Origin of the sequence: Vreelandella massiliensis (assembly GCF_900155385.1) — a bacterium.
Classification (GTDB): domain Bacteria; phylum Pseudomonadota; class Gammaproteobacteria; order Pseudomonadales; family Halomonadaceae; genus Vreelandella; species Vreelandella massiliensis.
This window is the reverse complement of sequence record NZ_LT699745.1, coordinates 1,578,467-1,604,061: the sequence shown is the minus strand read 5'-3', so window position 1 is coordinate 1,604,061 and position 25,595 is coordinate 1,578,467. Positions and strand designations below refer to the sequence as shown.

The 25,595-nt window shown below is 55.6% G+C and carries 26 protein-coding genes and 1 tRNA gene; 14 read left to right on the top strand and 13 right to left on the bottom strand.

Translation table 11 applies throughout. The features are described from left to right. The first annotated feature begins 47 nt into the window (after positions 1-47). Together BQ9846_RS12195 and BQ9846_RS12190 are read left to right on the top strand one after the other, a co-directional pair. Positions 48-132 (top strand) — tRNA-Leu (locus BQ9846_RS12195). 328 nt (positions 133-460) lie between these two features. Continuing rightward, entirely contained in the window at positions 461-1,399 is a 939-nt protein-coding gene (locus BQ9846_RS12190; RefSeq protein ID WP_422821895.1) for a hypothetical protein, read from the top strand. A gap of 86 nt (positions 1,400-1,485) precedes the next feature. Here BQ9846_RS12190 and BQ9846_RS12185 read toward each other — a convergent pair whose 3' ends face one another. Further along, positions 1,486-2,247 carry an SDR family oxidoreductase gene (locus BQ9846_RS12185; protein WP_075881225.1) on the bottom strand — a complete coding sequence of 254 codons (762 nt, stop codon included), beginning with the start codon at positions 2,245-2,247 and terminating at the stop codon, positions 1,486-1,488. A gap of 270 nt (positions 2,248-2,517) precedes the next feature. On the opposite strand from BQ9846_RS12185, the gene BQ9846_RS12180 reads away from it, so the two are divergent. From BQ9846_RS12180 to BQ9846_RS12165, 4 genes are all read left to right on the top strand, one after another. Further along, positions 2,518-3,015 (top strand): FxsA family protein, encoded by a 498-nt coding sequence (locus tag BQ9846_RS12180; protein WP_075881224.1) that lies wholly within the window; start codon positions 2,518-2,520, stop codon positions 3,013-3,015. 244 nt (positions 3,016-3,259) lie between these two features. Beyond that, on the top strand, positions 3,260-3,553 hold the full coding sequence (locus BQ9846_RS12175) for a co-chaperone GroES (protein WP_075881223.1): 294 nt from the start codon (positions 3,260-3,262) through the stop codon (positions 3,551-3,553). Between the two features lie 59 nt (positions 3,554-3,612). Beyond that, a complete protein-coding gene (groL, locus tag BQ9846_RS12170) occupies positions 3,613-5,256 on the top strand; it encodes a chaperonin GroEL (RefSeq protein WP_075881222.1) in 1,644 nt (547 codons plus the stop codon). A gap of 99 nt (positions 5,257-5,355) precedes the next feature. Continuing rightward, the gene (locus BQ9846_RS12165) at positions 5,356-6,105 is read left to right on the top strand and encodes an RNA methyltransferase (RefSeq protein ID WP_075881221.1); all 750 of its coding nucleotides are present in this window, start codon (positions 5,356-5,358) and stop codon (positions 6,103-6,105) included. Positions 6,106-6,134: 29 nt separating this feature from the next. Here the strand turns inward: BQ9846_RS12165 and BQ9846_RS12160 are convergent, their stop codons facing one another. Next, complete coding sequence (locus tag BQ9846_RS12160) at positions 6,135-7,484, bottom strand: Na+/H+ antiporter family protein (RefSeq protein ID WP_075881220.1); 1,350 nt, start codon at positions 7,482-7,484, stop codon at positions 6,135-6,137. 222 nt (positions 7,485-7,706) lie between these two features. On the opposite strand from BQ9846_RS12160, the gene BQ9846_RS17030 reads away from it, so the two are divergent. Continuing rightward, on the top strand, positions 7,707-7,967 hold the full coding sequence (locus BQ9846_RS17030) for a hypothetical protein (protein WP_075881219.1): 261 nt from the start codon (positions 7,707-7,709) through the stop codon (positions 7,965-7,967). Here the strand turns inward: BQ9846_RS17030 and BQ9846_RS12150 are convergent. The 3 genes from BQ9846_RS12150 to fabI are packed head-to-tail and all read right to left on the bottom strand — an operon-like array spanning position 7,944 to position 11,416. Next, a complete protein-coding gene (locus BQ9846_RS12150) occupies positions 7,944-9,182 on the bottom strand; it encodes an acetate/propionate family kinase (protein WP_075881218.1) in 1,239 nt (412 codons plus the stop codon). The genes BQ9846_RS17030 and BQ9846_RS12150 overlap by 24 nt on opposite strands. 5 nt (positions 9,183-9,187) lie before the next feature. Further along, positions 9,188-10,609 carry a bifunctional enoyl-CoA hydratase/phosphate acetyltransferase gene (locus BQ9846_RS12145; RefSeq protein ID WP_075881217.1) on the bottom strand — a complete coding sequence of 474 codons (1,422 nt, stop codon included), beginning with the start codon at positions 10,607-10,609 and terminating at the stop codon, positions 9,188-9,190. Between the two features lie 33 nt (positions 10,610-10,642). Then, on the bottom strand, positions 10,643-11,416 hold the full coding sequence (gene fabI / locus BQ9846_RS12140; protein ID WP_075881216.1) for an enoyl-ACP reductase FabI: 774 nt from the start codon (positions 11,414-11,416) through the stop codon (positions 10,643-10,645). A gap of 150 nt (positions 11,417-11,566) precedes the next feature. Between fabI and BQ9846_RS12135 the strand changes: the two genes are divergently transcribed. Genes BQ9846_RS12135 through BQ9846_RS12120 form a run of 4 tightly spaced genes read left to right on the top strand, consistent with a single transcriptional unit; the run spans position 11,567 to position 13,951 of the window. Continuing rightward, positions 11,567-12,331, top strand: a complete 765-nt coding sequence (locus BQ9846_RS12135; protein ID WP_075881215.1) for a DUF1538 domain-containing protein — start codon at positions 11,567-11,569, stop codon at positions 12,329-12,331. Next, positions 12,331-13,122 (top strand): DUF1538 domain-containing protein, encoded by a 792-nt coding sequence (locus BQ9846_RS12130; RefSeq protein WP_075881214.1) that lies wholly within the window; start codon positions 12,331-12,333, stop codon positions 13,120-13,122. The genes BQ9846_RS12135 and BQ9846_RS12130 overlap by 1 nt, the downstream gene beginning before the upstream one ends. 43 nt (positions 13,123-13,165) lie before the next feature. Beyond that, positions 13,166-13,516 carry a P-II family nitrogen regulator gene (locus BQ9846_RS12125; RefSeq protein WP_075881213.1) on the top strand — a complete coding sequence of 117 codons (351 nt, stop codon included), beginning with the start codon at positions 13,166-13,168 and terminating at the stop codon, positions 13,514-13,516. 12 nt (positions 13,517-13,528) lie between these two features. Beyond that, a complete protein-coding gene (locus BQ9846_RS12120) occupies positions 13,529-13,951 on the top strand; it encodes a CBS domain-containing protein (protein ID WP_075881212.1) in 423 nt (140 codons plus the stop codon). 39 nt (positions 13,952-13,990) lie between these two features. On the opposite strand, the gene BQ9846_RS12115 is transcribed toward BQ9846_RS12120, so the two are convergent. The 3 genes from BQ9846_RS12115 to BQ9846_RS12105 form a co-directional block, all read right to left on the bottom strand. Further along, positions 13,991-14,872, bottom strand: a complete 882-nt coding sequence (locus tag BQ9846_RS12115; protein WP_075881748.1) for a metal ABC transporter permease — start codon at positions 14,870-14,872, stop codon at positions 13,991-13,993. Between the two features lie 63 nt (positions 14,873-14,935). Then, positions 14,936-15,706: a metal ABC transporter ATP-binding protein gene (locus tag BQ9846_RS12110; RefSeq protein ID WP_075881211.1), complete on the bottom strand. Its 771-nt coding sequence runs from the start codon at positions 15,704-15,706 to the stop codon at positions 14,936-14,938. Continuing rightward, positions 15,696-16,619, bottom strand: a complete 924-nt coding sequence (locus BQ9846_RS12105; protein WP_075881210.1) for a metal ABC transporter substrate-binding protein — start codon at positions 16,617-16,619, stop codon at positions 15,696-15,698. Before BQ9846_RS12105 ends, BQ9846_RS12110 begins: the two co-directional genes overlap by 11 nt. Positions 16,620-16,773: 154 nt before the next feature. Between BQ9846_RS12105 and mntR the strand changes: the two genes are divergently transcribed. Beyond that, entirely contained in the window at positions 16,774-17,256 is a 483-nt protein-coding gene (gene mntR / locus BQ9846_RS12100; protein WP_075881209.1) for a manganese-binding transcriptional regulator MntR, read from the top strand. A 7-nt stretch (positions 17,257-17,263) separates the two neighbouring features. On the opposite strand, the gene BQ9846_RS12095 is transcribed toward mntR, so the two are convergent. The 4 genes from BQ9846_RS12095 to BQ9846_RS12080 all read right to left on the bottom strand — a co-directional run bounded on the left by BQ9846_RS12095 (position 17,264) and on the right by BQ9846_RS12080 (position 21,601). Then, a complete protein-coding gene (locus tag BQ9846_RS12095; RefSeq protein ID WP_075881208.1) occupies positions 17,264-18,793 on the bottom strand; it encodes a sensor domain-containing diguanylate cyclase in 1,530 nt (509 codons plus the stop codon). A gap of 157 nt (positions 18,794-18,950) precedes the next feature. After that, entirely contained in the window at positions 18,951-19,745 is a 795-nt protein-coding gene (locus BQ9846_RS12090; RefSeq protein WP_075881207.1) for an ABC transporter ATP-binding protein, read from the bottom strand. Further along, positions 19,742-20,623 carry an ABC transporter permease gene (locus BQ9846_RS12085; protein ID WP_075881206.1) on the bottom strand — a complete coding sequence of 294 codons (882 nt, stop codon included), beginning with the start codon at positions 20,621-20,623 and terminating at the stop codon, positions 19,742-19,744. Before BQ9846_RS12085 ends, BQ9846_RS12090 begins: the two co-directional genes overlap by 4 nt. A gap of 18 nt (positions 20,624-20,641) precedes the next feature. Then, positions 20,642-21,601: an ABC transporter substrate-binding protein gene (locus BQ9846_RS12080; RefSeq protein ID WP_235818957.1), complete on the bottom strand. Its 960-nt coding sequence runs from the start codon at positions 21,599-21,601 to the stop codon at positions 20,642-20,644. A gap of 525 nt (positions 21,602-22,126) precedes the next feature. On the opposite strand from BQ9846_RS12080, the gene BQ9846_RS12075 reads away from it, so the two are divergent. Together BQ9846_RS12075 and BQ9846_RS12070 are read left to right on the top strand one after the other, a co-directional pair. Beyond that, positions 22,127-23,545, top strand: a complete 1,419-nt coding sequence (locus BQ9846_RS12075) for a sigma-54 dependent transcriptional regulator (RefSeq protein WP_075881205.1) — start codon at positions 22,127-22,129, stop codon at positions 23,543-23,545. 125 nt (positions 23,546-23,670) lie between these two features. Then, a complete protein-coding gene (locus BQ9846_RS12070) occupies positions 23,671-24,762 on the top strand; it encodes a hypothetical protein (protein WP_075881204.1) in 1,092 nt (363 codons plus the stop codon). Positions 24,763-24,887: 125 nt separating this feature from the next. Here BQ9846_RS12070 and BQ9846_RS12065 read toward each other — a convergent pair whose 3' ends face one another. Next, positions 24,888-25,529 (bottom strand): hypothetical protein, encoded by a 642-nt coding sequence (locus BQ9846_RS12065; RefSeq protein WP_144049420.1) that lies wholly within the window; start codon positions 25,527-25,529, stop codon positions 24,888-24,890. Between the last annotated feature and the right edge of the window lie 66 nt (positions 25,530-25,595).

Sequence of the window (25,595 nt, the reverse complement as noted above, 5' to 3'; positions counted from 1 at the left end):
CGATTATTGACTTTATCAAGCGAGCTGATAGTATACGCGCCAGTTCTGCGGATGTGGTGGAATTGGTAGACACGCTAGATTTAGGTTCTAGTGCCGTAAGGCGTGGGAGTTCAAGTCTCCCCATCCGCACCAACTTGATGTATTAAGCTTTAAGTCTTCCCCCTACCGCATAAGACTTAAGTGTGACAAGCGGCTTAAACACGCATCATATACCTCCCCTTTGTTTACCATTTCAAGCCCTGCAACTCCAGCATCGTTTACCTCTGTTCGAATAACGATTTTGCACAATATTGGCGCGTCTTCTATCCCCAATTTCGCTTATGAAGCGTATCGCTATCCCGTTGGATCTATGCTGAAATAGCGTGAAATAAGCTATTTTTAGTATGTATGCGTTGAGGCCTCGCCCATGAAAAAAACTGTGATCCTTGGCTGGCTGAGCGTATTTAGCAGCGCCGTTTTAATGAATGCGGCGATAGCCAATGACGACGATAGCGACCTACCCCAATGGGCCAACGAGCGCATCGAGCCCACCCGTGAACGGGTCGGCACCTGGGTGGATAATACCTCACGCAGGATCGACAGCTTCTTCGGCACTCGTGATGGCATGAACGTCGAAAACGATTCGTATCTACGTCTTGGCCAAGAGTTTGATTGGATGGAAGGCGATGGTATCGACGGGGAAGTGAATCTGCGCTATCGCATTGATCTGCCAACGGCAGAAGAGCGCCTACGACTGATTATTGAAAGCGATCCCGAAGAGACACAAGGCACATTAGAAGAACAGGGCTCCGGGCGCCTCGCTAACGACCAGCGCGATAACCGCGACTCGATTTTAGGCTTAACGTGGTTGGAAAACCGCGATAAGCGTGAACACTGGAGCAATGATATTAGCGCCGGGGTTCGCCTACGGCTGCCGCTTGATCCTTATGTGCGCTTTATTAGCGAGCGGCTGTGGGATTTAGGAGAAAGCCCGTGGCAACTGGAATCCAGCAACCGCCTTTCCTGGTTCAACAACGAAGGTTACTCTGCGCGAACGCGCTGGGATGTGGGTAGACCGCTGAGCGCATCTCAGCATCTACGCTTTATCACCACGTTTCAGTGGCGCGAAGAAGAAGACACCCTGGAGTACAGCGAAATAGCGGAGCTCAACCACCGACTCAATAAGCGTAGCGCTCTGCGTTATTCGGCGATCGCTATCGGCGAAAGCGCCTCCAATCCGCATATGACCAATTACTATCTGCAGACACGTTACCGCCGAGATGTGCATAAAGGGGTACTGTTTGCCGATGTGATTCCTGAGCTCCACTTCCCAAGGGAATCGAGCTACGAGCCACGTTGGGCCATGACGTTACGGCTTGAAATGTATTTTCAGCGCCAGATTCAGCGTAACTATTTTTAATGCCCTCCCCCTTTGCGGCAAGCCATACGGCTTGCCCACCCTCTGGAAGAGCACATTTATTTTTCTTACGCTACGCCGCGCGAGCTTTACAAGCGCAGACCGCCGTCGCACTCGATGATGCGCCCCGTGAAGTAATCATTGGCTAAAATAAACTCAACGCTATGCGCAATATTATCGGCTTCACCCAGGCGTTTAAGCGGTACATTTGAGGCAATGCGCTCCAGCATATCGGGGCGCATCGCGGCGGTCATTTCGGTATTGATAAAGCCGGGTGCCACGGTACCGGTACGGATACCATAGCGCGCCAGTTCATTCGCCCAGGTCACTGTCAGTGCATGAATGCCCGCCTTGGCCGCCGAGTAGTTACTCTGGCCCATGTTGCCGGCACGGGAAATGCTGGAAACATTGACGATAACGCCCTCTTTCCCGGCTTCGATCATTTGCGTGGCGGCTTCACGGCCACACAGAAAAGCGCCTGTAAGGTTTACGTTAATCACGCTCTGCCAGGCATCCAGCGACATACGCTTATGCACTTCGCCATCTTTGGCCTTCACCAGCAGCGCATCTTGAGTAATCCCCGCGTTGTTGACCAAGGCACTGATAGCCCCCATCTGCCTTTCGATATCAGCGAACACTTGGAGAACGGAGGCCTCATCGGCCACATTGATGATAAACGCTTTGGCGTCTATTCCCTCACTGGCAAGTTTTGAGACAGCGCTGTCCAGCGCTTCTGCGTTCATATCCAACAGCGCGGGCTTCGCGCCTTGCTGGCCAAGACGCCTAGCGGTGGTAAACCCAAGGCCTCGGGCGCCGCCTGTAATCGCAATAATTTGGTTATTGAGTTCCATATGTCACCACCTTTAAGCATTGATCAGGGATTAAAACAGCATTAATAGGAGTCGATGCGTTAACCAACGCACCAATTTTTAAGCTGTTTGGGTACTCAACATAGCATCTATATTGCATTGCAGCATAGCACCCGGCAAAAAATCGCCTGCACCGACGCATGAAACGCACCTATAGATGGCTCCGCTATAATGGCGGGCTGGCATGTTTTGACGCTTGCTTTAGCACCAAAGCGTCTCCATATTCCCTTCTGCACATTGTTGGAGCCAACCATGCCCGTACTTCTTTTTATCTCCCTATTCACGCTGCTCGATTTTGTGGTCCTCTTTTCAATAGGTGGCCAAATTGGCTTGCTTGCTACCTTGTTATTGATTTTGGTTACCGGCATCGGCGGGCTTCACCTTATTCGTCGCGAAGGCGCTTCGACGCTGGCGCGCGCACGCGAAAAAATGAACGCGGGCGAGATCCCGTCAAGCGAGCTATTAACCGGTGCCGCCTTGATTTTTGGCGGCGCCCTGTTGATGGCGCCGGGTTTTCTCTCCGACGCCATTGGCCTGGCGTGCTTACTGCCCAACGCGCGCCGACTCATGCTCAAGCTACTGACATGGTTTGGGCTTAAAGCCAGCGTGCACTCTCAGCAGCACTCCCACAGCGAATGGCGAGGCGAAAAGCGCGCCGACTCAGGCTCGACATCATCGACTAGCGACCATCAAGAGGCCCCGCTTGAAGGTGACTTCATTAGCCGTGAGGAGCCTCACCAACGTCGCTAAAAGCGGGCTTTTAAGACGATGATAAAAAAAGTCATTTTTTTTCATCTTCCCCCTTGAAAGGATGCCGCCAGCCCCCACTTTTGAGGCAGCACACAAGTTCGGCGAACGCTGACGGCGTTCGCCATTAACAACGAAGGGACAACACCTTCACTTCTTGTCGGCAACGCGTTCAAGGCACGCCACGAGAAGCTTTCTTTGGAAACCGCCCATAAGGGCTCAAAACGATACTCAGGAGAACGTGAGCATGAATATCCGTCCTTTGCACGATCGCGTCGTTATCCGTCGCGTTGAAGAAGAGCAGACCACCGCTGGCGGCATCGTGCTTCCGGGCAGCGCCCAGGAAAAGCCCACACGTGGCGAAGTCCTGGCTGTCGGTAACGGCCGGATTCTTGAAAACGGCGATGTCCGCGCGCTGGATGTCAAAGTAGGCGATACCGTGATCTTCAAGGAAGGCTTTGGCGTCGAGAAGCAAAAAATCGACGGCGAAGAAGTCCTGATCATGAGCGAAGCCGATATTCTGGCCGTTGTCGAAGGCTAATCCGGCGACTGGCTACCCGTTTTATAGTTCCCGTATTTAACCGTTAGGAAGTGAAGAACATGGCAGCTAAACAAGTTAAGTTCTCTGATGATGCACGTAAGCGCATGGCGCGCGGCGTGGACGTTCTGGCCAACGCGGTAAAAGCCACCCTCGGCCCGAAAGGCCGTAACGTGGTGCTAGAGAAGTCCTTCGGTGCCCCGACCGTCACTAAAGACGGCGTTTCCGTGGCCAAAGAGATCGAACTCAAAGACAAGTTCGAGAACATGGGTGCGCAAATGGTGAAAGAGGTCGCTTCACAAACCTCCGACGCCGCAGGCGACGGCACCACCACCGCTACCGTTCTGGCCCAAGCAATTGTGACCGAAGGCCTGAAAGGCGTAACCGCGGGTATGAACCCGATGGATCTCAAGCGTGGCATCGACCAAGCGGTCAACGCTGCCGTGAAAGAGATTCAGTCACTCTCCGTGCCCTGCACCGACTCAAAAGCCATTGCTCAGGTCGGTACTATTTCCGCCAACGGCGATGCGCGTATCGGTGAAATCATCGCCGAAGCGATGCAGAAAGTGGGTAAAGAAGGCGTTATCACCGTCGACGAAGGCCGTGGTTTTGAAGACGAGCTGGAAGTCGTGGAAGGTATGCAGTTCGACCGCGGCTACCTCTCGCCCTACTTCGTGACCAACCAGGACACCATGGCGGTGGAACTGGAAGATCCGTTCATCCTGCTGGTGGACAAGAAGATCTCCAACATCCGCGAACTGCTGCCGACACTGGAAGCCGTCGCGAAAGCCGGTAAGCCCCTGGTCATCATCGCCGAAGATATCGAAGGCGAAGCGCTGGCTACGTTGGTTGTCAACAACATGCGCGGCATCGTGAAAGTGGCGGCGGCGAAAGCGCCCGGCTTTGGCGATCGTCGTAAAGCCATGCTGCAGGATATCGCCATTTTGTCCAACGGCACCGTGATCTCTGAAGAAGTGGGCCTCACGCTTGAGCAAGCGACCCTGGATCACCTGGGTACCGCCAAGCGCGTGACCATGTCCAAAGAGAACACCACCATCATCGATGGCGCCGGTGCTGAAGGCGACATCGAAGCCCGCGTTGGCCAGATCCGCGCGCAAATCGAAGAGACCTCTTCTGATTACGACAAAGAGAAGCTCCAAGAGCGCGTGGCGAAGCTGGCAGGCGGCGTTGCCGTTATCCGCGTCGGCGCGGCCACCGAAGTGGAAATGAAAGAGAAGAAAGCTCGCGTTGAAGATGCGCTGCACTCAACCCGCGCCGCTGTTGAAGAGGGTGTTGTGCCCGGTGGCGGTACCGCACTGATCCGTGTACTCACCAAGGTGAAAGGTCTCACCGGCGACAACGAAGACCAAAACCACGGCATCAACATGGCCCTCCGCGCCATGGAAGCACCGATGCGCCACATCGTCACCAACGCCGGTGTCGAAGCGGCGGTCGTGATCAACCGCGTAAAAGATGGCGAAGGCAACTTCGGCTACAACGCGCAGACCGACGAATTCGGCGACCTGTTCGAGATGGGTGTTCTGGATCCGGCCAAGGTCACGCGTACCGCGCTGCAGTCTGCGGGCTCCGTCGCCGGCCTGATGATCACCACCGAGTGCATGATCGCCGACGACCCGGACGAAAAAGAAGCCGCGCCGGACATGGGCGGCATGGGTGGAATGGGCGGTATGGGCGGCATGATGTAAGGCCTGCCTGAGCACACGCTCATTTGACGCTATACGTCAAAGAACCCCGCTTCGGCGGGGTTCTTGCGTTAATCACCACCTCTTTAGGGTTTGAAACTCGTGCTTTCCAATATTCGCATTATCCTGGTGCAGACTTTCCACCCCGGCAATATCGGCGCCACCGCGCGCGCGATGAAAACCATGGGGCTTGAAAACCTCGTCTTGGTCAACCCGCGCTCCTTCCCCGATGACGAAGCAACGCGCCTCGCCGCCGGCGCCACCGATGTACTGGAAAACGTCCGCGTGGTTGACTCGCTAAATGACGCCGTCAGTGACTGTGTTCAGGTCGTCGGCGCCAGCGCACGGCTTCGCAGCATGCCGCTACCGCATTTTGATGAACCCGACACGATGGCCGAAAGCGTGGTGGAAAACGCGACAGCAGCCCCCGTTGCGCTGGTGTTTGGACGCGAGCGTTCGGGGCTTACCAACGAGGAAATACGGGCCTGTACCCATCAGGTCAGCATTCCCGCCAACCCTGAGTATGGCATTCTAAACCTGTCTCAGGCGGTGCAGATTCTCGCCTACGAGGTGCATCGCTGCTTTCGCAAACGCCCTGACAGCGGCTTTGTCTACCAAGCCCCCAGCGAGTCAACGCCGCCAAGTCGCGAGCAGTTTGGCTATTTTCAACAGCACTTAAGCCAAGTCATGCACAAAAGCGGCTTTATCACTCAGCCCCACGCGCGTACCGAAGAGCAATTGCAGGCGCTATTCTCCCGCGCGGAGCTCTCGCGACGCGAGCTGTCGCTGCTGCGCGGTTTTTTGAGTGCTGTCGAGGCGCACTTACCTTATGAGCCCACTCCAAAAGAGTGAGCCCCTACCGTTAAGCACCTCAATCCGCGTTATAGCATCATGGCGGCGAGCCAGCCAAAGCCGATAAGCGGAAGGTTATAGTGAATAAAGGTCGGCACGACGCTATCCCAGATATGGTCGTGCTGGCGGTCGACGTTTAGCCCTGAGGTGGGCCCGAGGGTGGAGTCCGAGGCGGGAGAGCCGGCATCGCCCAATGCCGCCGCGGTCCCCACCAGCACCACTGTCGCCATGGGCGAAAAGCCAAACTGCACCGCTAAGGGCACAAAAATCGCCGCGATAATCGGGATCGTCGAAAACGACGAACCGATCCCCAGCGTGATGAACAGCCCCACCAGCAGCATTACCAAGGCAGCCAAGCCACGATTATCACCGAAAAGCGCAAAAGCCCCCTCCACCAGCGCATCAATCTCACCGGTGGTTTTCATCACTTCGGCAAAGCCGGCGGCGGAGATCATGATAAAACCGATCAGCGCCATCATGCGCATACCGCTGGTGAAGAGATCATCGGCCTCGCGCCACTTGAAAATACCGCCCAGCGACAGCAGCGCCACGCCGACCAAACCGCCTAGGATCATCGAGCCGCTATAAAGCTGCAGCCCCAATGCCGCAGCAATTGCCACGCCCGACATCACCAAACCCAGGGTGTGCGGCTCCTGTGGGTGTGAGTGCCCTTCATGGGCATTGGCCACCACCACATCAGCACTGCCGTAATGGCGCGGCTTGCGATAGCTAAAGAAAATCGCCACCAGCAACCCAAGGGCCATCCCCCCCACGGGAATCGCCATGGCAAGCGGCACCATGCCGCGTGAAATCTCAAGCCCCAGCGGCTCGCCGGCGCTATTCAAATTGGCAAGCAGAATATCGTTCAAAAAGATAGCGCCAAAACCCACTGGCAACAGCATGTAGGGTGCGGTCAAACCAAAGGTCAGCGCGCAAGCCACCGCTCGGCGGTCAAGGTTGAGCTGATTCATTACCTTTAAAAGCGGCGGAATCAAGATGGGAATAAAGGCGATATGCACGGGAATCAGGTTCTGTGATGAAATCGCCACCAGCAACACCGCCGTTAACAGCAGCGTTTTTACCCGCGACTGCTGCGATGGGCTCGCCTCCCTACCTAGTAGCGCGATCAAGCGTTTCGCCAGCATATCTGGCAGGCCCGAGCGGGAAATAGCCACCGCAAACGCCCCGAGGGTTGCATACGCCAGAGCGACCTGAGCGCCGCCACCAACCCCTTCGTTAAAGGCGGCCAGGGTTTGCTCAAGCGATAAACCGCCAACCACACCGCCGACCAAGGCGCCCGCCACCAGCGCAAAAACCACGGAGACGCGCGCCAGCGATAGCGCCACCATCACCAGTACGGCAAGAATTACTGCATTCATGAGATTTCCCAGCTAGAAGAGTCAGTGAGTGTACGAGTCAACGCGAACGCAAAAGCGCCGGATTTTAGCAGATAGCGCGGCGTTAAAAAGCCAAAGCCAGCAAATAATCCTCGAACTCTCTTCTGTCTCGTCACTTTTACCCGCCTCTTTGCTGCTCTCAACCCTTAGAACTATTAAAACCTCCCACAACACCCAAGCAGGGTTATTGCAGTGAGTCACTCAATGGCACAGCACCCGATCACCCTGAGCCTGTCGAAGGGCCTGAGCTTGTCGCTTGCAAAGCAGGGGCGCGCGATTCCCCCCGAGAAGCGCAGCATAGCGATGGGGATTGTTAGCGCAGCGGGCTCGTTTGGGCAGTTCGCCAGGCTACCCGGCACGCTGGGGTTACTGGAGTGGCTAGGCTGGTCGGCGGCGCTGCACTGGTTTATCAGCGAAGCACCGCTAGAGCGCCAAACACGCTTAATCGGAGGCGAGCAGGGTTAAGCAGTCGCTGGCAATCACCCGCTCTTCATCGGTGGGAATCACCCACACCCCGACGCGGCTCTCAGCGCTGGCAATGCCCTGCTCGTCGCGCGCATTGGCCTCGCTATCAAGCTGCACGCCCAACCACGCGCACTGAGCGGCAACGCGTTCACGCACGCGGGCGGCGTGTTCCCCAATGCCGGCGGTAAAGATCAGCTGATCCAGACCGCCTAACGCGGCGACTAAACTGCCGATCTCACGCGCGATGCGGTAGCAGTAGAGTTCGATTGCCTCGTGCGCCTCGGGCGCGTCGCTTTTCAAAAGTTCGCGCATATCGCTGCTGATACCGGAAACTCCCAAAAGACCCGACTTTTTATATAAAAGCGTCGAGACCTCTTGTGTCGACATCCCCTCTTGCTCGATCAAGTGCATCACCAGCCCCGGGTCGAGGGTACCCGAGCGCGTACCCATAACGAGCCCTTCAAGCGCGGTAAAGCCCATGGTGGAGGCCACGCTTTTACCATTATGAATCGCGCACAGACTGGCGCCGTTACCCAGATGCGCTACGATCACCCGCTCTCGCGCAGCGTCCTCGGGCAGGACATCGGGCAGCGTGCGATTGATATAGTCGTACGATAAGCCGTGAAAGCCGTAGCGAATCAACCCCTTTTGGGTTAGCTCGCGAGGTAGCGCAAACTGCTTGGCCACCCAGGGCTGATCGGCGTGAAACGCCGTATCGAAGCTTGCCACTTGCGGTACATCGGGGTAGCGCTGCATCAAGAGCTTTACCGGTGCCAGGCAGTGGGGCTGATGAAGCGGCGCCAGGCTTGAGAGCGTCTCCAGCTCAGCGACATCATCCTCGGAAAGCACCACGGCTTCACGAAAACGCTGCCCGCCGTGAACCACGCGGTGCCCGATCCCCTTTAGGGGCGCCGCATCATCGCGGCTCTCAAGCCACGTCATTAACTGGGTAATTGCATCGTTGTGGTTATCGGCGGCGCGCAAACCGCAGGCGTTTAGCGCCTCATCATCGCTTTTGCGTGTCTCGCCGTTCTCCGCGACCTCCTTGAGTGAAACCGCGGCTTCCTTCGTGCCTATCCCCGAGAAGTGGCCGCTATAGTGAAGTGCAAGCGCCTTGAGGGCCGGGACGCTATTACTTTCAGGCGCATCTTCAGCGGCATACAGGGCAAACTTTAGGCTGGATGAGCCGCTATTGAGTACCAAAATCTCGTTCATGGCGTTTACTCTCCTGGCGCGATGGACATCGCGCTGCGCTGCTGATAATCCGCCAACAGCAGCGCCAGCGCACTCGACGCCATGCGGGTCAACGCATCATCGGCGCGGCTTGTCAGAATAATCGGCACGCGAGCCCCCACCACCAAACCGGCACCGGTGGCATCGGCCAGATGGCTAAGCTGTTTCATGAGCATATTGGCGGCTTCCAGATCGGGCGCGAGCAGAATATCCGCGCATCCCGCCACGTCCGAAACAATTCCTTTGGTTTTGGCCGCAGACTCCGAGACGGCATTATCAAACGCCAAGGGGCCATCCAAGGTGCCGCCGGTGATCTGGCCCCGGTCGGCCATTTTGCACAGCGCGGCGGCATCCAGGGTTGATGAAATTTTGGGGTTGATGGTCTCAACGGCGGAAAGAATCGCCACTTTCGGATCCATGTTACCCAGCGCATGGGCAAGGTTGATGGCGTTTTGAACGATGTCGCGCTTCTGATCCAGCTTGGGATAGATATTGATCGCCGCATCGGTAATCAAAAGTGGGCGTGGGTAGGTGGGGACATCGAAGGCCATTACATGGCTTAGGCAGCGCTCGGTTCGCAACCCCCCTTCGCGTTTCATCACCTCGTGAAGAAGCTCTTCGGTGTGCAGCGAGCCTTTCATTAGTGCATCCACGCGGCCTTCACGCGCAAGCGCCACGGCTTTTTCGGCGGCGGCGTGGCTATGGCGCGTATCGATTAGCTCGAAATCACTAATATTCACTTCGGCCTTATCGGCAGCGGCGCGAATCTTGCTCTCTGGCCCCACCAATACCGGGATAATCAGCCGCTGTTCGGCGGACTCCACCGCCCCGCGAATAGCGCTTTCATCCACGGGGTGAACCACCGCGGTGCGCATGGGATCAGGGTGATCCGCCGCGGTCAGAATTTCATGCAAGCGACCGCGCTCGGTCAAGCGCACTTTGGGCATCACGGTACGCGGGCGACGGATCTTTTTGGTGGGGGCGAGTACCCGCGCCTCCCCTTCGATCACCGCGTCACCACGCTGGTTTTCGCAGCGGCAGGCAAAGGTGATCTGGTGACGCTCAGCGTCTTTCTCCAGCACCTTAACCGATACCTTGAGCACATCGCCCAGGCGCACTGGCGCTTTAAAACGCAGCGTTTGCCCAAGATAGACCGTGCCCGGGCCAGGTAACTGTGTGCCGAGCACGGTCGAAATCAGCGCCCCTCCCCACATGCCGTGGGCGATCACTTCCTGAAAGCGGCTGCTTTTGGCAAAGGCATCATCCACGTGCGCCGGGTTAACATCGCCGGACATGATGGCAAAAAGCTTGATGTCCTCCATGGTCAGGCGCTTTTCTAAGTGCGCCTCTTCACCCTCGCTAATTTCATCAAAGGTGCGGTTCTCAATCACCTCATCCAGATCGCTCATTCTGCACTCCCTTTAATAGATAGCGTTAAGCGTTTAAAAGCGGATATGGTGGCCAGCATCGACATAGTGGGTAATACCAGTGATCGCCGCACCGGCACTGGAGGCCAGATACACCGCAGCGTTGCCGACATCGCGAGTACTCGCCAACCGGCGCAGTGGTGAGCGCTTTTCACCATCTCGTGCTAGTTCCTCGAATGCCTCAAGGCCAGAGGCGGCACGGGTGCGAATCGGCCCAGGCGAAACGGCATTGACGCGAATGCCTTTCGGCCCCAACTCCTCGGCCATATAGCGGGTGGTTGATTCCAGCGCCGCTTTTACCGGGCCCATCATGTTGTAATGATCGACGACCTTTTCGGCACCATAATAGGTCATGTTGAGCAGGGCACCGCCGTTTTTCATCAACGGCTCGGCACGCTTGGCCATGCGGATAAAGGAGTGGCAAGACACGTCCATCGCCAGATTGAACCCTTCCTTTGAACAATCGGTGACCCTGCCGTGAAGGTCGTCAAGTGGGGCAAAGGCAATCGAGTGGATGACGAAATCGACCCGTCCCCAGCGCTCGTTGGCGCGCTCAAACAGGGCATCAAGCTGGTCTTCCTTCTGCACATCGCAGAGCATCAGCTCGGGCTCCCCCATGTCAGGCAGAAGTGGGGTGACAAAACGTTCCGCCTTGGGCGATGCATAGGTCACGATGCACTCGGCCCCAGCATTGTGCAGTGCCTGAGCACAGCCAAAAGCAATACTGTCTTCGTTGGCAAGACCGGCTACAATGCCGACTTTTCCCTGCATAGAAAATGCTTGCGTCATGAATATCTCCCCATGAAAGCTGACATTGTAACGCTGCAGTGCAGCACTAAACATGAGTGATGTCAAAACAGGCAGACATCACATAAGGCATCATGGCACCTAATCGTGACAGCTTAACGAACGACTCACTTTAACTTTTGTGGACAATCGATGGACTTTTTTATCTCACTCTCTCGGCAGTTAAAGGAGAGCTTACGCGACTTGGCCCCGGTCGTACTCGTGATGGGGTTCTTTCAGCTTGTCGTGGTGCGCCAACCCTTGCCCGATTCGCTGGCTCTGCTCGACCTGGTCTTGGGGTTGGTATTCGTGGTGATGGGGTTAACCCTGTTTATTAAGGGCCTAGAACTCGGGCTCTTTCCCATCGGTGAAAACTTGGCCCACGCCTTTGTGCAAAAAGGCTCCGTCTCCTGGTTGATACTCTTTGCCTTTGCGCTAGGGTTTGGCTCTACGGTCGCCGAGCCGGCGCTCATTGCCGTTGCCGCACGAGCAGGAGAAGTGGTATCGCAAGGGGGACTGATTGGCGGTAGCGAATCGGCTCAACAATCGTTTGCCTTTATTTTACGCATGGTAGTGGCGGTTTCCGTCGGCACGGCGGTCGTCGTAGGGGTAGTACGGATACTCAAAGGCTGGCCATTACATTTAATGATTATCGGTGGGTATGTCTTGGTGCTATTGCTTACGCTACTCGCCCCGAGTGAAATTATCGGCATCGCTTACGACTCAGGCGGGGTCACCACCTCGACCATTACTGTCCCATTAGTCACCGCGCTTGGTGTAGGCTTAGCCACCGCTATCAAAGGGCGCAACCCCATGCTGGATGGCTTTGGTTTAATTGCATTTGCCTCCGTCATGCCGATTATCTTCGTGCTGCTTTTCGGAATTTTTGGCCTTAACTTTGTTGCAGGGAGCGCCTAATGACCTTAATCGCCATTTTCTGGAATACGCTGCTCGATATTTTGCCAATTGCCGCGATTATCTTTGGCTTTCAATACTTAGTCATTCGCAAGCGTATCAAGCACCTTCCTCAAGTTTTGATCGGATTTTTCATGGTTTGGGTGGGCCTCTCACTCTTTTTGGTCGGATTAGAGCAAGCGCTTTTCCCCCTGGGCGAGTTAATGGCTACACAGCTCACAGATAGTGCTTTCTTACCCGAGCTTGCGGCCGATATGGAGCGACACTGGAGCCACTATTATTGGGTGTATCTTTTTGCCTTCACGATTGGTGCTAGCACTACCATTGCCGAGCCTTCGCTTATCGCTGTTTCGCTTAAAGCCGGTGAAATTTCCGGCGGTACCATTGATCCGTTTATGCTGCGCATTTCGGTGGCACTCGGTATGGCGTTCGGCATTACCTTGGGCACTTGGCGGATCGTGATGGGCTGGCCGCTGCAGTGGTTTGTCCTGGGGGCTTATATTCTCGTGATTGTCCAGACATTCCGCTCCCCTCGCAGCATCATCCCCTTAGCTTTCGATTCAGGCGGGGTCACCACGTCGACTATCACCGTGCCTATTATTGCCGCGCTAGGCTTGGGGCTCGCCAGTGCAATTCCCGGCCGAAGCCCCATTATGGATGGCTTTGGCATGATCGCGCTCGCTTGCCTATTCCCCATTATCACCGTCATGGGGTATGCCCAAATTGCTGAATGGAAAGCAAAAAGAAAGACCTCGCCAGCGCTGACCAGCACTCATTCAGACCAAACGACTTAACATACGTACGCCTAACCGGGGCCTGCGTTACAAGGAGAATAGAATGCGTTTTAAGCTAATTGTGGCGCTCGTTGACGATGAGCGAACCGATGCGATTCTCGAGTCAGCCCGTGATGCGGGCGCAACAGGGTCAACGGTGATTAACAATGCCCGTGGAGAAGGCTTAAAGAAAGCACGAGGTATTTTAGGAATGGCAATTAACGCACAGCGCGATGTGCTGTTGTTCCTAGTCGAAGAGCACCGCAGTCGTACCATCCTTGAGGCGATTGCAGAAGTGGGAGAATTTGACGAAACATCGGGGACCGGTATCGCTTTTCAAATCGATGTCGAAGACGCCGTAGGTGTGAGTCATCAAATCAAATCACTCTCCGATACGGTTAATCAAGCAATATAAGGAAAAGCCCCAATGTCGACTCAAGAAAAGACGATCACTACCCGAGACATCATGCACCAACAATACTGTCTCGTTGACGGCTTTGCCACGGTGGCGGATGGTATCAAGCTGTTGTGTGAACACAGGGCAAGCGTTTTAATCATAAGAAAACGCGATGACAACGACGAGTATGGCATCGTGTTGCCGTCCGATATTGCGAAAAAAGTACTTGCGCCCAACCGAGCGGCAGAACGCATTAACCTTTATGAGATCATGAGCAAACCCGTGATCGGTGTTCGGCCCGAGATGAATGTTCGTTACTGCGCACGTTTGTTCGATCAGTTCGGTTTAGCGCTTGCTCCCGTTATTGATCAACAACACCAAGTGGTAGGCGTTGTTGACTACTCCACTCTCATACTTCATGGCCTCGCCCCACAGCATGGCATCTGCGTTTAATTACTGTTTTTTATTTATGGCCAGCTATTAAGTACGCACTTACGACATCATGCGCCGGCGCCGCCACTGGCGCATGATCACCCCGTGTTTGGGCGAAAACAGCAGGGCCAAGAAAAATAACCCCGTTGCCACGAGCACGATCGTGCCGCCTGAGGCCACATCCAGCACAAACGAAAGCCACAGCCCCAGCACCGCCGCACTCACCCCCACCATCACCGAAATCGCCAACATGGTGGCAAAGCGGTCGGTTAACAGATGCGCCGTGGCACCGGGTGTGATCAGCATCGCGACCACCAGGATAATCCCCACCGTTTCAAGGCTTGCCACGATGGTCAGCGTTAGCAGTAAAATCAGCCCGTAATGAATCACACCGGTATTAAACCCCAGGGCTTGGGCCTGTTGCGGGTCGAAGGCGTAAAGCATCAAGGGGCGATACGCAAGCCACACCACCAACAGCGTGATGACACCCGCCACCAGGGTGAGCAGTAGCGCTGAAGGCTGAACGCCCAAGACATTCCCAAAGAGAATATGCAACAGGTGAGTGCTTGAGGCGATCTTGCTGACGATCACAATCCCGACAGCAAAAGCGCCGGTGAACATCAGTCCCATCGCCGCGTCGGATTTAATCCGCGTATGGCGCTCAATCGCGCCAATCCCTAACGACGTTAAGGCGCCGGTAATGAACGCGCCGATAAAAAACGGCCAGCCCAAAAGGTACGCCACGGCGACCCCGGGAAGCACCGCATGAGAAATCGCATCCCCCAAAAGCGACCAGCGCTTTAATACCACAAAGCACGAGAGCAGGCCGCAAATGGCACCGACGAGCATCGAGGTCAAAAGCGCCCGCTGCATAAAGGCGTACTGGAACGCCTCGGCAACACTGTCGGGCAGCACGCCCACCACCGCCATCAGGCCGGCCATGAACGTAGCGATTAGCGAGTCAATCAGCGCTGGCAACGGTAGCTCCTAGCAGGTCGATAGGTGTTAAGATTCGGATGGCGCGCCCACCGCTAATTCGGCGAGCTTAGCGTCGCTAAGCATCTCCTCGGGGCTTCCCTCGCCACGGATGGTACGGTTGATGAGCACTACGTGATCGACAAAGCGGCGCGCCCCCGGCATATCGTGGGTCACCATAATCACCGTTCGCCCCGCGCTTCGCTGCTTCGCCAGCACCGCCAAAATCAGCTGCTCACTGGGCGGGTCAACGCCGGCAAGCGGCTCATCGAGTAGCAGGGTATCGGCTTGTTGGGCCAGTGCGCGGGCAAGCAGCACGCGCTTTTTTTGGCCGCCGGAAAGCGCCCCTATCGGACGATGGGAGAAGGCCAGCATATCCACGGCGTCAAGCGCCTCTGTGACGGCGCGAGCATGGCGCGGATGGGTGAAGCGCAGGGGCAAAAGGCGTCGCCACCACGCATCGTGGCGAATGTGGCCAAAGCGCCCGGTCATCACGGTTTCCCAAACGGAAATGGGAAAGTCCCACTCGATGGCATCACGCTGCGCCATATAGGCAATCCTGCCGGCGCGACGGTGCTTAGCGATGGGCTCGCCGAACGCCGTGACCTCGCCTCTAAGCGCTTTCATGCTGCCGGTCAGGACATGAAAAAGCGTCGACTTCCCCGCGCCATTGGGACCCACAATCGCCGTCCACTGCCCCTTGGGAAAGCGAACGCTGATATTACTTAACACGGGTTGGCGCTGGTAGGCGGCATACAGGCCGCTTACCGCTATCGCACCGCTCTCTGCGTTATTCGCCATCATCGGCTTCCGAGCCTAGATAGCGGCGCAGCAGATCAGCGTTGTAGCGCATCATCTCTTGGTAGCTGCTGGCTGGGCCGTCGGGCTCGCTGAGCGAGTCGACATAAAGCGGGCCGGCAACCGAGACGCCGGTATCGCGGGCGATGCTTGTCACGTGGCGATCGGAAATCGTGCTCTCCCAAAAAATCGCCCCGGGCTGGCGCGCGTTGATTTTATCCACCACCGCCATCAATTGCCTAGGGGAGCCTTCCGACTCCGCGTTGTTGCCCCAGATACCGGTATGATCAAAATCGAACGCATCGGCAAAGTAGGTAAAAGCCGCCTCACTGCTGAGCAGAAAGCGTTGGTCTTCGTCGATGGGGGCAAGCGTTTGCGTGATATCCTCATAGAGCGCATCAAGGGACTCACTTAAAGCGTGCGCGCGCTGCTCAAACGCCTGCGCCTGTCCGGGCTCGACGTCGGCGAGGGTGTCTGCAATCACCTCGGCGTAAGCTGCCACCGCACGCGGGTCCATCCATAAGTGCGGATCAACGTCACCGGAGAGCTCACCGGTGACAATCGATTGTGTGGGATACCCCGAGGCTTCCGCTACCGCGATGAGAGGCACGCCATCGCGCACGGTCGACTCGACCTGCCCCATCCACTGCTCTAGTTGGTAGCCGTTATAGAAAACGATATCGGCAAGCTCTAAGTGCGCGAAGTTACGCGGCGTGAGCTCCCACTCGTGTACCTCGGCATTCACCGGCGTGAGTACCGACACCTCGGCAGCATCGCCCGCGACTTGCTTCACGACATCGCCAAGCACGGAAAATGTCACCGCGATTTGCAGCGATGACTGGGCGTGCGCACCGAATGAAGCAGTGGCAAGTGTGAGTGTTAGAGAAGTCCACATCCAAAGGCGGCGCTGGGGCATGATGAATCTCCGCTGTTCAACGCTTTTATGGAAGAGCACTTTAGCCTACTGGAAAAGCTTAGTGCAAATAGTTTAGCCTTGGCAAACAATAATGCATTAAGCTACGGTTGTAACGCCAATAAGCATTTTTCATTCATCATGATACGTTTACCTAATGAGCCACTCTATACCCTCTTCACAACAGGCCTCAAAAACGCCTTTGCAAAGCGGCGATGCCCTCCCCCCCGTAGAGCAGCACGCCCGCCAATATGAAACGGTGCGTAACGCCCACGAGACGGAGCTTATCGAAGATTATGTCGAACTCATCGGGGATTTGCTTTTACATCGCGGGGAGGCGCGCGCGGCGGATATCGCCAGCCGCATGGCCGTCAGCCAAGCAACGGTCTCGAAAATGATCCGCCGCCTAAACGAACTCGGCTTAGTGAAAAGTCAGCCCTATCGATCGCTTTTTCTCACACCGGAAGGGCAAGCCATGGCGAATGCGTCACGCGAACGCCACGGCATTGTGCTGAATTTTTTGCGCGCACTTGGCGTCAGCGATACCACCGCGCGCATTGACGCCGAAGGCATGGAGCATCACGTGAGCGACGAAACACTCGCCATCATGCAGCGCTACACCGATGAGAAGGCAAAATAAGCCTACGTTAACCGCCGTAAATGGCCACGCCGCTTCTTCCCGAGCGCTTAACGCCGTACATGCACTGATCAGCAGCATCGATCAGCTCGCGAATATTGGCGAACGCGCCTTCCGCGTGGCTGGCAATACCCACGGATGCCGATACATACAGCGGCTTCCCTTGGACATGGATCACCGGCTCCTCGGCTAAGCGTTTAAGCAAGCGCTCCACCATCACTCTGGCCCCGGCGGCATTTTCATCCGGCAGAATCACCAAGAACTCCTCGCCGCCATAACGGCCCGCAAGATCGCCTTCGCGGATGGTGGCATTCAGCAAGGTGCCAAACCGCTCCAGCACCCTATCGCCCACCTGATGGCCGTATTCGTCGTTAAGATCTTTAAAGTGATCAAGGTCGATAAAGACGATCGACATGGTGCGGGTTTGTGCTTGGCAAAGGGTAAAGCGTTGCTGTAGTTGCTCTTCGAGCCATGGCCGGTTCGCCAATCCGGTTAGCGCGTCCTGGCGGCTAAGCGCTTCAAGGTCATCCTGGCGCTTGCGCAACGCGTCCATCTCGTTTTGCTGCTCATCGAGCCTGGCGCTCAATGTTAACGTCTGCTTAAACAGATGCTGCTGCGCTTCTTGCAGCATCTGTTCGTTATCGTGCTGCGGTGGCGCGGTGACATCCAACAAACTCGCCATGGCCGGCAGCTGATTTTGAATATCATTTAACAGCTGATGAATCGAAATACTCTCCGCGCCATCCACTAGCTTGAATTGATACACCAGGTTAACCAAGGCTTTGGCTGGCGACGGTGAAAGCCACGCATCGGCGATCGGCCCTGACAGACGCAAACACAGCAGATCCACCGGAATCTGGGCAAGCGAGCCATGACTCTGCTCAATGCCGCTGACCAGGTGTTCCGGCACGCCCCAGCGCTGCGCCAGCCATGCGCCTACAACGGCGTGGTTTGAGCCAAATAGCGTGGCTTCCTCTATTTCCAGCGCCGAGTGGTCAGTGACGACATTAGCATAGAGCCTTTCAGCCTCTTGGGGGGCAATCGAGTCCAGGGCTAACACGCCGATATCTTGCAGCAGCGCCATGGTGAAGAGGGTTCCCGACTGAACCGGGCAGAGTTGCTGGGCGAGATAGCGGGCGGCCAGGGCCGCGACCGTGGCGCGCTGCCATAAAAGCGCCAAATGACTGCTTTGATGGCCGGTGCGCGATAAGCCAAAGCTCATCACCGCCGCAAGGGTGGCATCCAACCCTATGCGCGACACCGCTTCATAGCAGGTATGCAGCTTCATTTGGTGGCGCGAATAGAAAGCACTGTTGGCAAGCGAGAGTAGACGCAGGGTGAGCGCGGGATCATTTTCGATCGCCCGGGCAAAATCGGCCAACCCCGCATCGGGCTGTCTTGCCACGCTTAGCACGCGCCCCACTGCTGCCGGCATCGACGGCAAACTTGATCCCTCATTCAGCTTCGCTTGCAAACGCTTCGGCAGTGCAAGCTGCAACGCCGGCTCGGCAACCTCTTGGGCAGAATTTAGATCGTGCATTCCCGCACACCTATCCTGGTAGCTTCGATGAAAAAAGCTCGCCGACCACTGCCGACGAGCCCCACTAGCCTACTACAAACACGATTGCCGCTGTATCACCGCACCATGCTATGATGGCGCAACGTGCCTTGGGTCATTTTTTAATCACCCATTTGACTCACCCCAGCAGCAGCGAATCGTCGTCGACTTCTTGCCCCCGGGCACGCTCAAAGAGCTTGAGCAGATCCGGCACGTCAACGCCCTCGCGCTCATAGCCCTTCACATCAAACGCCACTTCTCCCTGATCCATCATAATGGTTCGGCTGCCCACGTCTAATGCCTGGCGCATGCTGTGCGTCACCATTAGCGCCGTGAGACGCTGCTCACGGATGATCTCTGCCGAAAGATCCAGAACAAAGCTGGCGATGCGCGGATCAAGAGCGGCGGTATGTTCATCGAGTAGCAGAATCTCCATGGGCTGTAGCGCCGCCATCAGCAGGCTCACCGCCTGGCGCTGGCCGCCGGAAAGCAGACCGATACTGTCATTGAGGCGATTTTCAAGCCCCAGGCCCAAACGGGCGAGATTGTCGCGCAACCGGCTGCGCAGGGCACGATCCAGCGCACGGCCTAGTCGTCTGCGCCGCCCGCGTGAAAAGGCCAACGCCATGTTCTCTTCAAGGGTAAGGGTGCTGCAGGTGCCGGCTAACGGATCTTGATAGACCCGCGCGACCAAATCAGCGCGCTTAAACGCCGGCAAGCGGGTGACATCGCGGCCTCCGATCAAAACTTTTCCGGGTTGGGCAATGATCTCGCCGGCCAATACATTGAGTAGCGTTGATTTCCCGGCACCATTGCCGCCAATCACGGTGACAAACTCGCTTTCCTCGATGGCGAGGTTGACGCCCTTCAGCACGTGGTTTTCCAGCGGCGTGCCGGGGTTAAAGGTGACGTGAATATCTTGGAGTTCGATCATGCCGCGCGCCTCCCCATCTTAAGCCGAGGCAGTACCAAGGCAAAACCGACCAGCAGTGCGGTCACCAAGTTGAGATCCTGCGCCTTGAGACCGATAAAATCGGCGTTCAGTGCCACCGCCACCATTAGGCGGTACAGAATAGAGCCGAAGATACACGCCAGGGTCGCCACCAAAATCGTCCGGCCTGGAATCAGCGATTGGCCGCCGATAACCGCCGCCAAGCCGACCACGATGGTGCCCACCCCCATGGTGACGTCGGCACTGCCCTGGCTTTGAGCAAAAAGCGCACCACCCAATGCCACCAACGCATTGGAGAGCGCCATGCCAGCCAACACCATCACCGAGGTATTGATGCCATTACCCGAGGCCATGCGGGCATTCTCGCCGGTTGCACGCATGGCCAGGCCCACTTCGCTGTTAAGAAAGCGGTTGAGCAGCATCGTGACAACGGCCAACCCCAAAAGAATGGCGATCGGAAAGACGATATAGCGGCTTATCGGCAGCGCTTCCAGCGGGGTAAAGATGGTGTCATCCATCAGCAAGGCAATATTGGGCCGCCCCATTATCCGCAGGTTGATCGAGTAGAGCGCGATCATCGACAGAATCGATGCCAATAGATTGAGAATCTTGAGCTTCACCGCCATCCATGCGGTGACGGTACCGGCCATCCCCCCAGCAACGACGGCAAGCGCCGTTCCCACCCAAGGGTTACCCCCGTTAACAATCCAAACCGCCGCCACGGCAGCCCCTAGAGGGAAGCTGCCGTCGACGGTGAGGTCGGGAAACTCCAGCACACGAAAAGAGAGATAGACGCCAAGCGCCACAAACCCAAAAATGAGGCCAAGTTCAATGGCCCCAAGAAAAGCGATAAGACTCATCGGTACTTCCTAATTCCCTTAGTCGAAGATCTCGACGGCTTGCTCTTCGAACTCGGCGGGAATCTCGTAACCGATCTGCTCGGCGGCGCCACGGTTGACGATCAGCTCTAGCTTCTCGACCGTGCCGACCGGTATATCGCCGGCGTTTTCGCCTTCGAGAATACGGGCGATCATTTCACCGGTCTGACGCCCCATATCGTAATAACTAAAGCCGAGGGCGGCCAGCGCCCCCCGCTCCACGGAGGAGTTATCGCCGGTGAACACGGGAATGTCAGCGTCATAGCTCACTTTAAGCACGCTCTCAAGCGCTGAGACAACGGTATTGTCGACCGGCACATAGATCGCATCAGCACGTCCCGCTAGGCTGCGCGCGGCTCCCATCACTTCTGAAGTGCGCGAGGCGGTCACTTCCACCAGGTCAAAACCAAGCCCCGGCGTCATGGCCTGAAGTTTCTCGATCTGGGAGACGGAGTTGGCTTCACCCGGGTTATAAATAACCCCTAAGCGCTCCGCTTCAGGGAACATATCGCGAATTAGCTGAAGCTGTGCTTCTAGGGGCGGTGCATCGACCACGCCGGTGATATGGCCGCCGGGCGCTTCCATATTGCTCACTAACTTCGCGATCAGCGGGTCTGTCACCGCGGTAAAAACGATCGGTGTATCCTGCATAGCGGACGCCGCCGCTTGCGCTGAAGGGGTGCTGATCGCCAGCACTAAATCCGGTCTTTCGCCGGCAAATTTGCGCGCGATTTGCGCCGCAATAGCCGTATCGCCCTGCGCATTTTGGAAATCTACATCAAGGTTCTCACCCTCGACATATCCTCGCTCGGCAAGTTCATCAAGCGCACCTTGTCGACTGGCATCCAACGCCGGGTGCTCGACAATCTGTGTAATGCCTAAATTAATGGTATCCGCCTGGGCCACGCCCGCCATCATCATGGAGCCCAGCACCGCTGAAAGGATTCGACGCCGCATCATAGTGTTTCCTCTTCTTTTTCTATCATCGCGTTTCATGGGATGTATTTTGGCTAACCCGACGCCATACAGTAGCGCGCTTCGCGGCGATGGCCAATATAGACATTCAACGCATTTAACTATACCGCGGCATTACCCAACAGGATCATGCTGCTCGGTCGAAGTACCATTTTTTTAATTTATATTTCGGTTTGAACTCTCCATAACGCCATCCAATGCGTCTACAAGCACCTGTTAAGCTTTGAATTTCTTAAAATTATCGGGAGGATTAATCCTCTTACGGGAGTGCTTCAGCGCTTGATACATCTCTTTACAATCGCCCTGATACGACCAACACTAATCCCGTCCATTCCAGCCACACCATGGCTGCGACGTTTCGAAGCCTTACGCGATTCTTTTTTAGTAGCAAACAAGGCAGACGCTGCAGGTGGTGAACAAAAAAGGTCAAGACCTCCGGCTCAGGGCAAAGTATTCGCCTTTCGCAGGACAATCACTATCAGCAATATTGCCAAACCATGAGGGAACGTGATGATGGAGCCAACCAGGCAACTCATGATAGTAGGAAACACGGCTTCTATTCAGAACACCCTAAAACAGCTTTCTGGTTACGGCTGGACGATCCGTTATGCCGACAATGCCCAAAGGGCGATAGAGTTATTGAACCATGATGTATTTCGAGTCGGACTGATCACTATCGACTCTTCCACACATGCGTTTCCCTTGGAAATCAATAACAACTCCCTTTTATCACTAGTGCAATGGGTGGCCATCGTAAAGCACAGCGAATTATGTCACGTAAAAACGTGCGATCTGATTTTTAGCGCCTGCTATGCCTATCAAGTACATCCCATCGATGTGAGAAGAGTCGACACCCTACTTCAAAGTGCGCTTGCAATGGCAAGCCTCCATGAGGGTCATCCGATACCGCGGCTTTCTTGCCTAGATGATGAATATCAAATGGTGGGTGAAAGTCCGGTCATGCAGCAGCTTTATAGGACTATTCACAAGGTGGCGGCTGCCAATGCACCCGTCTTGATTACCGGAGAATCGGGAACGGGAAAGGAGCTCACAGCACGCGCTATCCACACCCATTCCCCCAGACGCCATGGTCCGTTTAATGTCGTCAACTGTGGGGCTCTACCCTCGGGGCTTATCCAATCCGAACTCTTCGGACACGAGAAAGGAGCCTTTACCGGGGCCAGCCAGCGCAAGATCGGCATTATAGAGAACTCTCAGGGCGGAACACTGTTTCTCGACGAGATCGGCGACCTACCCTTGAACCTACAGGTCAACCTACTGCGTTTTCTGGAAAACCACAGGGTGCTACGCGTTGGTGGGCTCCAGGAGATCGCGGTCGACGTGAGGGTGTTAGCCGCCACTCACGTTAACCTTGAGAAAGCGATTGATCGAGAGCAGTTTCGCGAGGATCTCTATCATCGGCTCAATGTCCTTCAAGTCAAGATACCGGCGCTGAAAGAGCACCTTGAGGACATCGAAGCCCTCGCCCACTTTTTCTTTCAAAAGTTCTCCGCCGAAAAACCCTCTCAGGTCCGTGGGTTCAGCCATGAATGTATCAATGTCATGAAGCAGCACTGCTGGCCGGGCAATATACGCGAACTGGTCAATCGGGTCAGGCGCGCCATGGTGATGTGCGAGCATAGGCTCATCACACCTGCCGATATGGGGCTTGAAAGACGTCATATGCTTTTCCGCGATATCGATACCCTAAAACAAGTGCGTGACATGGCGGAGTGTGAAGCCATCAAGGCGGCCCTGATACGCAATAAACACAATGTGCTGCGTACAGCGCGAGAGCTAGGGGTTTCCCGCGTGACGCTATACCGGTTACTCGAAAAACATTGTATCGACAAAACCCCCGGTTTCGATGATGGCAAGAGGGTATTCCCAGCAATTTCCGCATACGCGCAACCTAACTCAAAATGGTAAAAACCGGTACAGGCGCCAGCTCTCCCATCTTGCTAATACACAAAACAAATATTGCGCCTGGAACAAAACCCAACCTCTCCCGCTAGGGCGAGGCACTACGCAAAAAAGAAAAAAGGAAGGGAACCATGATCTCACAAGGCAAAAACACTCTCTGCACCATTGGCTTGGTATCTTTGATCGGTTGCCCGCCGGCACTTGCCCAGCAAACAGATCAAGACATGCAGATCCAGATGGTCGGTCAGGAACCCGAGCAGATAGAGCTCCAACCGGACGTTCAGACAATGGCAGAGTATGGCGGTGTACTAACACCAAAAGGGAGGCTGGTACTGGAGCCAGAGTTTCAATACTCTCACGAAAGCATCAACCGGATGACCTTCGAAGGTGTAGAAGTATTAAGTACCCTGCTGATCGGGGTCTTTACGGCACAAGATGTTGACCGGGATAACTATTCGGCCTCTTTGACCGGGCGGATGGGCTTTACCGACCGCCTAGAGCTTGAGATGAAGGTACCCTATGTTTATCGGGACGAGTCGAACCGCGTCACGGTGTCTGAAGTCGACCCCGATTTCACCCTAGATCGGGAACTCTCTAATGATGCGCTCGGTGATATTGAGTTAGCCGCGCACTATCAGCTCAATCGCGGCTTGAATGGAATGCCTTACTTCATTGGCAATTTGCGCTACAAAAGCACCACCGGTGAAGGCCCGTTCGATATTCGCCGTAACAGTGCCGGCTCTCCCCTTGAATTAACCACCGGCACGGGCTTTCATTCCGTCGAACCCAGCGTCACCGTGCTGTTTCCCTCTGCCCCAGCCGTCTACTTTGCCAATTTAGGTTACGTTTTTCACCTTGAGGATGACGTCAACCAACAAGTGACTCAAGACGATGAAAACTTGCGCATAGGCAATGTAGACCCTGGCGATGCCGTTCGGCTGAGTTTCGGTATGGCTTACTCTATTAACCCCAAAACGTCCTTTACCCTAGGCTATAAGAACGATTTCATTGGCGAGACCAAGACGGAATATTTTAATACCAGCACCGGTAACACCACGCGCGTTAACTCCAACACCTTGAATGTTGGCTCCCTTTTGCTGGGCTGGTCCTATCAACTAAATCAAGATGTCTCCATCAACCTAGGCTTGGAGTTGGGTGTCACCGATGACGCCCCGGATACCACCCTAACGCTGCGCATTCCCATCGGCATGAACGTCTTTTAACCAATCAGCAAAAACGTAACGGCTGCCTTTGCAGACAGTCGTTACGTCAGCTTCACCTACTTCACCAGCTCCAAAACAATCAGTATCCCGTCAGCTAAGCAGTGCCATTAATCTGCTAGCCCTCCTCAACGAAGTATACCTGCAAAGGAGTCAACTATAGCCGCCCGCTGCTTGGCCGCCTGCAGTGCTCCAATATTGTTTAACCGCACATCGATATCGATCCGTTGTTGTATATTTTGCCCGGATGCATTGCTCACCACCCCACTAACGATAGCGTTCTGAGTGATATTATGGAGCGCCGCCGTGAACCCCTTGAGGTCGTTGATAATAGCGCCGGAAAAATCTGCCAGTCCCGCGAGTTCCACACCCGCGGGGGTCATATCGGTCACCGATAACCCCGTGCCGGGCCCCACCTGACTAGCCGCCCCGGAGGGGTTACGAAATGTCTGGGAGACAATATCGGCTCCCGCTTTCGTGAAATTGACGACCGACACCAGCTCAATACTGTTATCGATGCGCGTCTGCAACCTCGCTCCGAAGTCAACATCGAGCCCACCGATATTAAACCCTGCACGCATCTGATCGAGCTCAGCCTCGGCGATGACAATGCCTTGATGGAAGTCATCTCTTATAGCAGGTGATGATAAAACTTCAGTGTAGAGAGTCACAGGTGATTGATCACACAAGCAATACGATAAGTCTTTTTTTAATGCAACATCACTTGCTGCCAGAGCAGGTTGAGTGCCTGCCGCCGCCATCATGAGCATAGTCCCAATCCATCGTGTTCCAATGCGCCTGTGCAGACTCGTAGTGTGAGATGGCATTTTCTATCT